Raw genomic sequence first — 13607 nt, 5'->3', positions numbered from 1 at the left:
GTACCTCCTCCAAAACGATAACAAGGGTACCATGTGCCGGAGTTTAAATCTTACGAACGCGCAGGAACTTTAAGAACGTCACCCGCATCGAGTGACCCATGCTCCAGATGATTGACACTGCGAATTATGTCAGAAGTCTCCTGTGTAGTAAGACCGTCAACGGAATGCTCCTGAGCAAGCGACCACAAGGAATCTCCGGACTGAACACGGACGGTCTCATAGGTAACGTTAGATGCCGACTCGGCATATGCGGCGTGACGAGCGCTGAAGATCGAGGTAGCAAGTACAAAGAAGAGCGTGAGCGCAACGGCCAGGGCGACAATCGTCGAGGCCTTCAGAGCAACGGGGGCCGAAGTCGTGGCGACGCACTGGCTTCGGACGGACTTGCCAGGCAGTGTTTGAAAACCAGATCGGCCGCCTTTGACAACCGTGAAAGCCGGCGCCGCAGGCGTCTCGAGCTTAAGGGCGAGGTTTCCCTGGACCATATCCGTTGCATTCATCATGTTCTCCTCTCGCGTTTTTGACGAGAACTGTTTTATCAAGCCGCGAGGACAAAAAAGTCTAGCGCGGGAACGAGTGTTCGGTTATTATTATCTTCGAACAGTTGTTCCTGTCAAGCAAACATAGAACATTTGTTTGGGTTAGGTAGAGAGGAATCCCTGATGGCTCGCAAAATTACCAAGCGACAGCAGCAGATTTACGACTTCATCAAGGAGTATCAGCAGGAAAAGGGTTATCCGCCCAGCGTGCGTGAGATGGCTTCGGCTGTGGGTCTTTCCTCCCCTAGCACCGTACATGCACATCTCTCCGCACTGGAAGCACGCGGCCTGCTCAAACGTGACGCCACCAAGCCTCGTGCCCTAGAGCTCTTTGACGAGGACGGAGCCTCCGTCTCCATCTCAAAGTCCGATGAGCCCACGGCACCCCGCGGAACCGTATCGCTACCCCTCGTGGGCCGTGTCGCCGCGGGGATCCCCATCCTTGCCGAGCAGAATATCGAGGACACCTTTACCATCCCGACCGAGATCGCAACGGACCAGGGGTCTTTTATCCTCGAGGTCCACGGCAATTCGATGATTAACGTCGGTATCCTTAACGGCGACTATATCATCGTTCGCGAACAGAAGAGTGCCATGAATGGCGAGATCGTTGTGGCCATGATCGATGGCTCCGCAACGGTCAAAACGTTCTACAAGGAGCAGGGACGAGTTCGCTTGCAGCCCGAAAACGACACCATGGAGCCCATCTATGCGACAAATCCGACGATCCTGGGCAAGGTTGTTGGATTGATGCGCCGGTTCTCGTAATGCAAAACCGCATCACGGTCTTTGATACCATTCGCGGATTTACCATGCTGTCGATGGCAGGATTTCATGCTTGCTACGATCTTGCCTATCTTTATGGTTGGGATATGCCCTGGTTTACTCAGACCATCTTCCAAGACATCTGGCGTGCCAGCATCAGTTGGGTATTTTTGTTTATTGCCGGCTGGATGTGCACCCTCTCGCGCAACAACATCAAGCGTGCCGTCAAATATGCCGCTGCCGCTTTTGTTGTATGGGTCGCGACGACGCTCGTCTCAGTCGATGACTCGGTGAACTTCGGCATCATGTTCTGCATGGCGGCCTGCACCGCCATTGTCGCGCTCGCGCGTCCGGTGATCGTTAAAGTGCCGTCGGTATGGGGTATAGCAATTTGCCTCACACTTTTTACCCTTACCTGGAGCATTCCTAAAACGGTTTATCCTATCCCCTATTTAGCTTGGCTGGGTTTCCCAAGTCCAGACTTTGTCTCTGGTGATTACTATCCAGTCATACCATTCTTATTTATGTACCTTGCAGGCTTCTTTGCCGCCCACACGACTCAGGAAGCAAACTATGAGGCGCCGGGATGGGCCTATGCGAATCCCATCCCGGCGCTCGCAAGTCTCGGGCGCCATGCGCTGCCGTTCTACCTGCTGCATCAACCGGTTATCTTGGGTGTACTGGAGCTGATTTACTCTGTTCGATAACGCTCGAGACGCGGTGCGATACGGGCTGGAAGCTTTGCCACAATACGAACGCCGTCCTCGAGGTATTCCTCGTGCAGAAGGGTTCCCTGTTCGTGCACGAGCGTGATTAACGCACCCTCTCGATACGGGATATCGGCCGAGAGCAACACGTCCGTAGCGGCCGCCTCACGAGCGATACGGTCGACTAAGTCATCAAGGCCCTCACCCGTCTGAGCCGAGAACAATACCGCCTCGGGATAGCGCCGGCGAAAGCTCAAGCGGTCGACGCTATCGAGCAGATCGATTTTATTGAACACGGTAAGCGTCAGGCGCTCACCGGCACCAATCTCGTCAAGGACACGATCAACCGCCTCAAGCTGACGCTCGTAATCCTCATCGGAAGCATCCACAACTTTAAGAACCAAATCGGCGCCGAGCACCTCGGAAAGCGTAGATTTAAACGCGTCGACCAGGCCATGGGGCAGCTTTTGAATAAAGCCAACGGTATCAGTGATCGTCATGCCACGGCCACCGGGTAAACGATACGAACGCGTCGTAGGATCGAGCGTGGCAAACAGCTTATCCTGCGAAAGTACCGTGGATCCCGTCAATCGATTAAGCAACGTCGACTTACCGGCATTGGTGTAGCCAGCCAACGCTACGCGAAACGCCGGCGATTCAATACGGCTTTTCGATTGCACATCACGACGTTGTTCAACCAGTTTCAATTCGCGTCGAAGCGCAGCGATCTTATCGCGAATCAGGCGACGGTCGACCTCGAGCTGGCTTTCGCCCTGGCCAAAACGCGATCCAATGCCGCCACGCGTCTGTTCCTTAGCAAGGTGGCTCCACATACCTCGCAGACGAGGCAGCAGATACTGTAACTGAGCCAGCTGCACCTGTAAGCGACCCTCACGCGTCTGAGCATGCAGGCCAAAGATATCCAAAATCAACGCCGTACGGTCAATAATCTTGACCGGTTCGCCCACGGCTTTCTCAAGATAGGACTGCTGTGAAGGAGTCAAGTCGTCGTCGAAGATTACAACATCCGCATCCATACGATGCACCAAACCGCATAGCTCCTCGACCTTACCGGAGCCGATAAACGATTTGGGATAAGGTTTGACCAGACGCTGAGACAAGCGTGCCACGCATTGGGCTCCAGCAGTGTGAGCCAAGCGCTCGAGCTCGTCGAGCGAACGGTCGAGCGGCCAGGCGTTATCGCGCCACTCAACACCAACCAAGACGGCACGCTCAGGTTCAGGCGCCGTGGGAACCAAGGGAAAACGTGCCATTAGGCAGCCTCGATACGACGGTAGATATCATCGACGACCTCATCGATCGTAAGCTCATCCATATCGAACCACACGATGCGATCGTCACGCTTAAACCATGAAAGTTGGCGCTTGGCATAGCGACGTGAGCGCATCTTGATAAGCTCGCGGGCCTCATCCATGGTAATAGCGCCTCGCAAGGCATCAATAATCTCTTTGTAACCGATTGCCTGCATCGACGTGAGTGCATCACCCAGGCCCTGGTCCATAAGGCCACGGACCTCATCAACCAGCCCCTGCTCAAACATAAGGTCGACACGCAGGTTAATGCGCTCATACAGCACTTCACGGCTACGCGTCAGACCAAACCACAAGGCATGATAACGCTCACGCGGAACGCTGAATTTGGACTTCTGCTGGGCATACGACACACCGTCATCGTGCATCTCGAGCGCACGGATCACGCGGCGCACGTTATGGGGATGAATCACGGCAGCCGATTCCGGATCACGCTCGGCAAGCAGGGCATGCATAGCTTTCTCGCCAATACGCTCGGCAAGCTCCTGATAACCCGTGCGACGTTCGTCCTCGAGCTCTCCCGAAGGAAAATCCATTTCATCGAGTGCAGCCTTAAGATACAAGCCCGTGCCGCCGCAAAAGACCGGAAGCCGTTGCTCATCAAGCAAACGCTCGATATGCGCCCGGGCATCAGACTGATAGAGCGCAGCAGAATACGCGACGCCCGGGTCTACGATATCGACAAGGCGCAGGGGCACCGAGCACTCCTCGGGCATCATCTTGGCCGTACCGATATCCATACCGCGATAGATTTGCATCGCGTCACACGATAACACTTCAGACGACAGACGAGCAGCCAGGCGGTCGGCAACATCACTCTTGCCGACCGCCGTCGGACCGACGATCGCTACGGCAGAAAGGTTTGTGCCGGGGGAAACCATTAGCGAGGCTCACCCACAACGGAGCCAGACAGATACCACGTCTTGGCAACATCCACATCGACGTCGACGATTTTGCCGATAAGCTGATCGATGCTATAGCCAGCGGGAATCGGCGCATGCACTGTCTGGTTCTTAGGACTTTTACCAAGAAGGACAGCGTCGTTTTTCTTGCTCGTGCCCTCAATAAGCGCAGGCACCACGGTGTGAAGCTCGCCCTGGTTATACTCGTATGCCGTCGTCTCGATAACCTTGACCAGACGGTTAAAGCGCTCAAGGATAACCTCATGCGGGGTGGGATCATAGATCTCAGCTGCCGGGGTACCGGCGCGCTTGGAGTAAATAAACGTGTAGGCCTGGGCATAGCGCACCGTCTCGGCAAGCGAGAGCGTCTGCTCAAAGTCTTGCTCGGTCTCGCCCGGGAAGCCCACGATGATGTCGGTCGAAAGCGCAATTTCGGGCATACGGTTACGAATGCGATCGACCAGGCCCAGATAATCCTCGCGCGTGTACCGACGATTCATCTCTTTAAGGATACGCGTGGAACCCGACTGGACGGCTAGGTGAAGCTGCGGCATAACGGCAGGTGTCTCGGCCATAGCATCGATGGTCTCGGGAAGCAAATCCTTGGGGTGCGAAGAAGTAAAGAAGATACGCTCGACGCCCGTATCACCCACGGCGCGCAGCAGGTCGGCAAAACGCGGCTTGCCAAAGAGATCGCGACCGTAGGAGTTAACGTTTTGTCCCAGCAGCGTAATCTCGCGCACACCCTGACGCACCAGACCCGTCACCTCGTCGACAATCTCCTCGAAGGGGCGGCTCTTCTCGCGACCACGGACGTACGGCACGATGCAGTACGTGCAGAAGTTGTTGCAGCCCGTCATGATGGGCACCCATGCATGATACTGCGTCTCGCGATGCCACGGCATACTCATGGCGTCCGTATCTTCATGCTCATTCGTGCGGATATGGCGCTTGCCATCCATAAACGCCTCGGCGATAAGCTCCGCCACGTGCGCAATCGAATGCGTACCAAAAATAACGTTGACGTTATCGACGTTGGTGAGCAGGCCCTCGCCATCGCGCTGAGCGATGCAGCCACCCACGGCGACCACACGCTTGCCCGAAGGAGAAGGAGGAAGACTCTTGCAGGAATTGCACTGTCCGTACAGGCGCGTATCGGCAGCCTCGCGCACACAGCACGTCATGAATACGACAATATCGGCATGCTCCGGATCGAGCGCCATAAGACAGCCATAGGAATCGAGCAAACCGCTCACGCGCTCGGAGTCGTGCTGATTCATCTGGCAGCCGAATGTGCGGATAAAATAGGTTTTACCGGCAAGAATATCGCGTACGGAACGCTGGTCCATGAGCTTACATCCTAACGATGATATCGACGGGGCACAAAGGTGCTACAAACGTGCGAAAACTCGCTTACGCAACAGGCTTAACGTCGTCCATGACGACATTGTCCATAGCAGCCCGATTAATCTGGTGAACGTAGATAGAGAGACGGATTGCCGTGCGAGACTCCCCGTTAATGAGGATGTCAGAGAACACCGGCGCACAAGAGACATCAAAGCCAGTCGGAATCAGAAAACCTCGCGCAATGGCAACGGCCTTTATGGCCTGGTTGACGGCGCCGGCACCGACGCACTGAATGTTGACGGGAACGCCATCTTTGACCATACCGGCAATGGCGCCGGCAACGGACGCGGGCGATGATTTGCTTGATACCTTCAGGCAATCCATGAAGAAACTCCTGCGTTTAAAAGTACGTTTTAACTGCAATAACTGTATCGTACCGAGCGGACTCGGTAAAGATGCTACTCCTCTTTGGCAAAATCGAACGTCACGGTGATGCGATCACGTGAAACGCGAATCTTAGGGTCGCCGCACAGATTGAGGTAATACCGGGCGGCGAGGTCATTGAAGTCGCGCTCAACAGCACGCGAAAACTGCGCCATATCATCCTTGGCAATGCGAAGGCCTCGACGGTCCTTGGCAAGATCGACTGGAGCCGGCAAATGCGAGGTGGAATCGCGCTCGCGCAGCAGGCGCGCACACACGCCGCGAACGGGCTTAATCTGTCCCGAAAGAATACGATGGGCAGTACGCTCGGACATCTCGAGACCCAGCCCGGAGCAAATCCGGATAAAATCCTCGGCATCCGAAGCGAGACCCAAACGATCGATAACCGGAAGCTCACACTCGTCATCGATAAAGAGCAGGCGTGACGAATCGAGACGACTGGAAGCCTGGGCGTACAGGGTCGCAGCGATCTCGGACGGAGAGCCCAGATACACGTCGCAGTCGCGCAGCTCCTCAAGGGCAAACTCGCAGGCTGCGCGAATGATGTTGTGAGGACCGCGAGCGCATACATAGCGGCCGTCTTCGCCTTTAACCGCCTGAGGCCAGCTCGACTGGTCGGCGCGCTCAGCCAAGCGATCGGTATCAACGCACACTTTAAACGCTGAGCCCAAATCGACGCCCGATGTAACAACGCGTGCCTCATCGGTGTTCTGCTTGATAGAGAACAGCGCCATACCACGACCGTGAACACCCCAACGGTCCATCTTCATGCTCTCGAGCTTGGAGGTGACACGGGCATCGAAGATACGCTCCTGCATATCCTGCGGCACACCCGAACCGTTATCCAGGAAGAGGAGGGTACGAACACCCTCCTCCTTGGTCATGGCTAGATAGACCTTATCGGCTCCGGCATCGCGAGCATTACGCAGCATCTCGATGACAATGTCCTCTACATGCTGAATGTCATGCTTGGCCTGACGGCGCTCGGCCTCCGAAACGCGGAGGCGGACATACCCCTCGCCAAGGTTTTCCTCGACGCGAAGGCTGCCCTCCCCCGACATCGACGCGATAAATGAGATGAGCTCGTTCGCGTCGTTCATGTTATTTAGCGATATCGACGGCACGGCTCTCGCGAATCACGACAACGCGCACCTGACCGGGATACTCCATCTCTTCCTCGATCTGATGGGCGATATCGTGCGCAAGCACCGTGGACTGGGCATCGGAAATCTTGTCCGGCTGAACCATGACATGGACCTCGCGACCGGCCTGCATAGCATAGGTACGCTCGACGCCGTCATGAGAGTTGGCAATCTCCTCGAGCTTCTCAAGGCGCTTGATGTAGCTCTCGGCCGACTCGCGACGGGCGCCGGGACGAGAAGCGGAAACGGCATCGGCAGCCTGGACCAGAACGTCGAGCACCGTGTTGGGGTCGACATCGGCATGATGGGCCTCGATCGCGTGGACGATAACGGGCTTCTCGCCATAACGGCGGGCAAGCTCGGCGCCAATCACAGCATGCGGACCCTCAACGTCGTGGTCGATGGCCTTGCCCAGGTCATGCAGAAGACCCGCGCGCTTGGCGGTCACAACATCCAGACCAAGCTCGGAGGCCATGATGCCGCACAGGTCAGAGACCTCAAGCGAGTGCTGTAGCACGTTCTGACCAAACGAGGTGCGGTAGCGCAGAGCGCCCAGGGTTTTGACGATCTCGGGATGCAGGTCGTGGATTCCGGTATCGAAGGCGGCCTGCTCGCCGGCTTCGAGCACACGCTGCTGAACCAAGTCAGCGGCCTTCTGGTACATCTCCTCGATGCGGGCGGGGTGAATACGACCGTCGGCAATGAGGTTCTCGAGCGCCACGCGGGCGGTCTCACGACGGACCGGATCAAAGCTCGAAAGCACGACAGTCTCGGGGGTGTCGTCGATCACAAGGTTGACGCCGGAAACCTGCTCGAAAGTACGGATGTTACGACCCTCGCGACCGATGATGCGGCCCTTAAGGTCATCGGAGGGAATATGAACGGACGTGACGGTGACCTCGGCGGTATGGTCGGCAGCACAGCGCTGGATCGCCAGGGAGAGAATCTCCTGAGCGGTCTTGTGGCACTCGGCACGGACCTGTTGCTCGGACTCACGGATAATGGTGGCCGCCTCATGGGTAACCTCGCCGCGGACCTTGTCGAGCAGCTCCTTGTGAGCATCCTCGCGCGTAAGGTCGGCAATACGCTCGAGCTCGGAGGTCTGCTTGGCGCAAAGCTCCTCAAGTTCGCGAGAGCGCTTCTCGACCTGACCGGCCTGGCTGGACAGCTGATGCTCGCGCTTATCGAGCGCATCGTTGCGTCGGTCGAGCGATTCCTCGCGCTGCATCACGCGATTTTCGAGCGCGCGAATCTCGCTCTTACGCTGCTTGTCCTCGGCCTCGGCGGCCTGTTTGTTCTTGATGATCTCTTCCTTAGCCTCGAGCAGAGCCTCTTTTTTGAGGGTCTCGGCCTGACGCTTAGCATCACCGATCAGGGACTCTGCCTGCGCGTGTGCCGACTGAATCTTTTCTTCGGCCTCGTGAAGACTACCCTGCTTGGCGGTGCGCATGTAGGCAATGGCGACGATGGCACCCAAAACAATGCCAACGAGCGCTGCAATGATAGGCGGCATGCTCACTCCTTTTTATGGATTCGTTACACAACAAAGCGAACCGTCCATACGAACGGCTCGCGACATTTGAGTAATATGGGCGCAGCTTATGCGGGTCGGATACAGATAAACATATAAACAAACTCATCGCAGATGAGCACATATCACAATGCAAATGACAGTAATTATCCTACGTTGAACCGCAACAACTGTCAAATTAACGCACCCAGCACGGCGCCTATCGAGCGGTGAACGGCAGGAGCGTAACGTGCGCATGCTTAAACGTCGCATTTCTCGCTTAAGGCATCAAGGCGCGCCTTAACGGCATCCGCGGCAATGTGATAGGAAAAGCCCTTGCCCATCAAAAATCTGACGAGCTTTTCAAATGCACGTGCCTCGGGAACGCGACGCTTAGCGAGCAAAGCCGATGCGCGAGCCAAGTCGTCATCCTCGGCAAAATAAGCCTCGGGATACCCTGGAATCTCATCAAGTGCAACATGGCGACGCTTGAGTTCAGTCTCGATTTTGCGCTGTCCCCAACCACGACGTTTACGCTCCTCGATAAAGTACGAGCAAAAGCGGTTCTCATCTAAAAAACGGTACTCGATGGCACGATTGACGGCAAAGTCGATCGCGGGCTGACGAAAGCCATAGCGCGCCAACTTATCGCGCACCTCGCCCGTAGCATGATCACGACGCGAAAGCATCTCGGTCACCATGGTGAGCGCACATTTGCATTCGATAAGCTTCACCGCCTCGCGAAAGTCATCCCAGTCGCAGGGAAGATCGAGGCGGTTCTGAACGTACACACGTGCCACACGCACGGGAATCCAAATGGACCGTTCAAAACCGCCCTCCAGATCGCAATCGATATGTGCACAGGGCTTTTTAGACGCATAACCGCTCGAGAACGAGGAGGCCGTCTTCTTATCCGGAAAAACGACCCTAGCCTCGGTCACCGTATACGACATGTCGGCATCCGTTACTCGTCGTCATCGTCGAGCATCGCGGAGCCATCGATGGCATACAGCTCGTCAAACTCCTCGGGGGCGGGCTGATCGGTCAACTCAACCTCGGAGGGGGCATCATCGTCATACTCAAGACCGCAGGCAAGGCGAACCTTGTGCTCGATCTCGTCGGCGCAATCGGGATGCTCGCGCAGGAACGTCTTAGCGGCCTCGCGACCGTTGCCGAGTTTGTCCTCACCATAGGCAAACCAAGACCCCATCTTTTTGCATATGCCGCACTCGACAGCCATATCCAGAATCGAGCCCTCTTTAGAAATGCCGGTGCCATACATGATGTCAAATTCGGCCGAGCGGAACGGAGCAGCCACCTTGTTCTTAACGACCTTGGCACGTACGCGATTGCCGATAACCTCGTCCTTGAGCTTGATGGTATCGATTTTACGAATATCGATACGCACGGAAGAGAAGAACTTGAGTGCGCGGCCGCCTGTGGTGGTCTCGGGGTTGCCGAACATGACGCCGATCTTCTCGCGCAATTGGTTAATGAAGATGCAGGTTGTGTTGGACTTGGCAAGCGAGCCGGCGAGCTTGCGGAGCGCCTGACTCATCAAGCGAGCCTGCAGACCCACCGTCGTGTCACCGATCTCGCCCTCGATTTCGGCACGTGGAGTCAAAGCGGCAACAGAGTCGACGACGATGGCGTCGATGGCACCGGAACGCACAAGCATGTCAACGATCTCGAGCGCCTGTTCGCCCGTATCGGGCTGGGAAATCAGCACCTCGTCGATATCGACGCCGATGCGCGCGGCGTAGGTGGGATCAAGCGCATGCTCAGCGTCGATAAAAGCCACGACACCGCCCATGGCCTGCGCCTCTGCAAGAATCTCAAGCGAAAGCGTTGTCTTACCGGAGGACTCGGGGCCATAAATCTCAACGATACGGCCGCGCGGCACGCCGCCGATACCCAAGGCGGCGTCGAGCGCCAGAGAGCCCGTCGGAATAGCCTCGACCTCGAGCTCGGGACCGCCGTCGCCATACCTCATAATAGAACCCTGGCCGAACTTCTTCTCGATCTCGGCCTTGGTAGTGGCGATCATCTCGTCGCGCTCTTTACCCGTCGTGCGCGTATGAACGGTACGTACGGGACCTGAATTCTTGGCCATGAATAGCCCTCCTCTTAACAACCTGAATCGATGATAAACGAACGGCTGTTCGTGGTCAACCGTTCAGGTTCATCATATGCACCCGTCCATTCCAAAACCCGACCAAACGCCGACCAATCACCGACCAAACGCTTGACCATGCCAATCGCAAATACGAGTGTTCGTACAAATTAAAGACATGTGCCAGCGCAAGCGCATTCCTTGCCAAAGGTCCCTATCTCCACAATTAAGGGGCCCTAAGGCCCCTTAAAACACTTCTATTCCATGGAATTGAGCACGCGGACAATGCGTTCCAAAGCCTCAGCGACCGCATAGGCACGGACGCACGACCGATCACCCTCGTAGTGACAGCGCGCAGACTCAACGACCGTCGCTCCCCCATCGGCCGCGCGATACGCCCAGCCGATATAGAACGTGCCGGCGGGGTCTTGCTCGGTACCGCCGCCGGGCCCAGCGTAGCCCGTTGCGCTCACGGCGACATCGCTCTGATAGAGGTCCAGCGAGCCCGCGGCCATCTCCCGCGCCGTCTGATGCGAAACGGCGCTAAACCGATCGAGCGTTTCCTGCTCGACGCCGAGCACGCGATGTTTGATCTCATCGCAGTAGGTCACCGCACCGCCACAAAGCACCGCCGAGGCACCCGGGATATCGGCAATCGTCGAGGCGATCATGCCCGCCGTCAGCGACTCCGCCGTCGACACCGTCACGCCACAGGCACTCGCGCGCTCGACAATATCGCGCGCCAGCTCCTCGTTGTTTGCGGCGATCTGCAAATAAGGCTCCGTCATACCCACCAGGACCTAGACCGAAAAGACGATCTTACGGCAGTTCCAGAAGTACTGGGCCCCCGAGATAATGGTCAAAATGACGGCGATGACGTACAGGAAGCGCGACACCGAATAGACACCGAGCAGCAGCGACGCCGGCCCCAGCTGAAGACCGGCCATCGCAAAGACGCACAGATAGCCACAGATGGAGACCATCGTGGTCGCCGTCTTGTACTTGCCGAGCTTATCGGCGGCAACGACCACACCGGCAGCACTCGCGACCATGCGAAGTGCGCTCACCAACAGCTCGCGGAACAGGATAATGAACACGGACCACACGGTCACCGCGCCAAAATCCAAGAACAGCAGCAAGGCCGAGAACACCAGCAACTTGTCGGCGATGGGGTCCAAGAACTTGCCGAAATCGGTGATCTCGTTGCGTGAGCGCGCCAGATAGCCGTCGACCTTATCGGTGCACGACAGGATCACATACAGAATGAAGGCAGCGGCGGCGAGCGGGCCGTCGAAGGTGCTCCAGTCCGTACCGGCAACGCCCCCGTGAGACAGGGCCGAGACGATCATGAACACCGGAATAAAGACGATGCGAACGCACGTCACGATGTTGGCGGGCGTCCAAACGCTCGTCAGTTCCTTATTGCTCTCGTTTGCCACGACGCTCTCCTACTCCACAACATGGCCGATAAGCTCATAGCAGAAGCTATCGGTAAACTCGACGGTCAAAATATCGCCCACGGACGCCTCGCTGGCGTCCAGATGCACCGCGCCATCGGAATCGGGCGCCTGGAACCAGGCATGACCGATCAGCTCGGCGCCGTCCTCGGTCTCCTCGATACCGTCGACGATTACCTGGGCGCGCTCGCCCACATGGGCTGCCGTGGCGGCAAAACCCAGCGACTCGGCCAGATCCATGGCCTCCTGGGCGCGCTCGAGCTTGACCTCCTCATCGACCTGGCCCTCCATATTGGCGGCCAGGCTGCCCTCCTCCCGCGAGTAGGCAAAGACGCTCGTATAGTCAAAGCCGACGGTGTCCATAAAGTCGATAAGATCACGGAACTCGTCGTCGGTCTCGGTCGGAAAGCCGACCATGGCCGTGGAGCGAATCACGATGCCGGGGATACGATCACGAAGATCGCGGAACAGTTCCTCGAGCTCCTGACGCGAACCGGAGCGACGCATGGCCTTGAGGATGCGCGCGTCGCAGTGCTGCACGGGGATATCGATATAGGGCAATACCTCGGGCGTATCGCGAATCGTCTCGATAAGCTCGTCGGTCATGCCCTCGGGCTGCAGATAGAGCACGCGAACCCAGACGTTGTGCGGGCGCACAGCCTCGGCGACGGCACGCAGCAGCTGCGCCAGATTGCGCGGTGAGGCCTCAGCGGTCTCCTCATCGGCAAAGTCGGTGCCCCAAATGCCCGTGTCTTGGCCGATCAGCACGATCTCGCGCACACCGCCGGCAACCAGGTCGCGCACCTCGGAGATAATGCTTTCGGCATTGCGCGAATGATAGCGACCGCGAATGTAGGGAATCATGCAGAAGCTGCAAAAACGATTGCAGCCATCGGAGATCTTGACGTAGGCGACAGCGCCCTCGACGGTACGCTTGACCTGCGGGATATAGGCAGCGATTTCACGCTCCACACCAAGAACGCCATCGATGACAGAGACGATACCGTCTTCCTCATCGGCCTTCACAAATGCCGCGACCTCGGGCAGCTCGTCGGGCAGGTCGTCGCCGTAACGAGACGGCACGCAACCGCACATGACAATGGGGCAGGAGCGAACGCCGTCCTGCACCTCGTTAGCGAGCTCGAGCGTGGTCTCGATGCTCTCAGACGTCGCCGAGGTAAGAAACGAGCACGTATTGACAATGGCGATATCGGCATCCTGAGGATCGAATGCCTCCTCGTAGCCCGCAGCGGTCAGCAGCGAACGCATGCGGTCGGTATCGACCTCGTTCTTGGCGCAGCCAAGCGTGATATAGAGTACGGAACCCAACGGAGTATCCATGTTGGAGAG

At 57.1% G+C, this 13607-nt stretch carries 14 protein-coding genes; 2 read left to right on the top strand and 12 right to left on the bottom strand.

Features of this window, described 5'->3' with window-relative positions:
• Nucleotides 1–50 precede the first annotated feature (50 nt).
• On the bottom strand, nt 51–500 hold the full coding sequence (locus ACQRAQ_RS01135; RefSeq protein ID WP_427793491.1) for a LysM peptidoglycan-binding domain-containing protein: 450 nt from the start codon (nt 498–500) through the stop codon (nt 51–53).
• Between the two features lie 162 nt (nt 501–662).
• Between ACQRAQ_RS01135 and lexA the strand changes: the two genes are divergently transcribed.
• A complete protein-coding gene (gene lexA, locus ACQRAQ_RS01130) occupies nt 663–1307 on the top strand; it encodes a transcriptional repressor LexA (protein ID WP_427717464.1) in 645 nt (214 codons plus the stop codon).
• Entirely contained in the window at nt 1307–2011 is a 705-nt protein-coding gene (locus ACQRAQ_RS01125) for a heparan-alpha-glucosaminide N-acetyltransferase (protein ID WP_427748033.1), read from the top strand. Before lexA ends, ACQRAQ_RS01125 begins: the two co-directional genes overlap by 1 nt.
• On the opposite strand, the gene hflX is transcribed toward ACQRAQ_RS01125, so the two are convergent.
• The 11 genes from hflX to rimO form a co-directional block, all read right to left on the bottom strand.
• A complete protein-coding gene (gene hflX, locus ACQRAQ_RS01120; protein WP_427793490.1) occupies nt 1996–3285 on the bottom strand; it encodes a GTPase HflX in 1290 nt (429 codons plus the stop codon). The genes ACQRAQ_RS01125 and hflX overlap by 16 nt on opposite strands.
• The gene (gene miaA / locus ACQRAQ_RS01115; RefSeq protein ID WP_427793489.1) at nt 3285–4223 is read right to left on the bottom strand and encodes a tRNA (adenosine(37)-N6)-dimethylallyltransferase MiaA; all 939 of its coding nucleotides are present in this window, start codon (nt 4221–4223) and stop codon (nt 3285–3287) included. The genes hflX and miaA overlap by 1 nt, the downstream gene beginning before the upstream one ends.
• Nucleotides 4223–5593 carry a tRNA (N6-isopentenyl adenosine(37)-C2)-methylthiotransferase MiaB gene (miaB, locus tag ACQRAQ_RS01110; protein ID WP_427793488.1) on the bottom strand — a complete coding sequence of 457 codons (1371 nt, stop codon included), beginning with the start codon at nt 5591–5593 and terminating at the stop codon, nt 4223–4225. The genes miaA and miaB overlap by 1 nt, the downstream gene beginning before the upstream one ends.
• A gap of 64 nt (nt 5594–5657) precedes the next feature.
• On the bottom strand, nt 5658–5975 hold the full coding sequence (locus tag ACQRAQ_RS01105; protein WP_118079896.1) for a stage V sporulation protein S: 318 nt from the start codon (nt 5973–5975) through the stop codon (nt 5658–5660).
• Nucleotides 5976–6049: 74 nt separating this feature from the next.
• Entirely contained in the window at nt 6050–7135 is a 1086-nt protein-coding gene (locus tag ACQRAQ_RS01100; protein WP_427793487.1) for an ATP-binding protein, read from the bottom strand.
• A 1-nt stretch (nt 7136) separates the two neighbouring features.
• Nucleotides 7137–8690: a ribonuclease Y gene (gene rny / locus ACQRAQ_RS01095; protein ID WP_427793485.1), complete on the bottom strand. Its 1554-nt coding sequence runs from the start codon at nt 8688–8690 to the stop codon at nt 7137–7139.
• Nucleotides 8691–8947: 257 nt separating this feature from the next.
• Nucleotides 8948–9640 (bottom strand): regulatory protein RecX, encoded by a 693-nt coding sequence (locus ACQRAQ_RS01090; RefSeq protein ID WP_427793484.1) that lies wholly within the window; start codon nt 9638–9640, stop codon nt 8948–8950.
• 11 nt (nt 9641–9651) lie between these two features.
• The gene (recA, locus tag ACQRAQ_RS01085) at nt 9652–10800 is read right to left on the bottom strand and encodes a recombinase RecA (protein ID WP_154516331.1); all 1149 of its coding nucleotides are present in this window, start codon (nt 10798–10800) and stop codon (nt 9652–9654) included.
• A gap of 257 nt (nt 10801–11057) precedes the next feature.
• Entirely contained in the window at nt 11058–11573 is a 516-nt protein-coding gene (locus ACQRAQ_RS01080) for a CinA family protein (RefSeq protein WP_427793482.1), read from the bottom strand.
• 27 nt (nt 11574–11600) lie between these two features.
• The gene (pgsA, locus tag ACQRAQ_RS01075; protein WP_427793554.1) at nt 11601–12149 is read right to left on the bottom strand and encodes a CDP-diacylglycerol--glycerol-3-phosphate 3-phosphatidyltransferase; all 549 of its coding nucleotides are present in this window, start codon (nt 12147–12149) and stop codon (nt 11601–11603) included.
• A 99-nt stretch (nt 12150–12248) separates the two neighbouring features.
• A complete protein-coding gene (rimO, locus tag ACQRAQ_RS01070) occupies nt 12249–13598 on the bottom strand; it encodes a 30S ribosomal protein S12 methylthiotransferase RimO (protein ID WP_427793480.1) in 1350 nt (449 codons plus the stop codon).
• Nucleotides 13599–13607: the final 9 nt, after the last annotated feature.

Origin of the sequence: Collinsella sp. SGI.178, assembly GCF_050313495.1 — a bacterium.
Lineage (GTDB): Bacteria > Actinomycetota > Coriobacteriia > Coriobacteriales > Coriobacteriaceae > Collinsella.
This window is presented reverse-complemented; position numbering and strand designations above follow the sequence as displayed.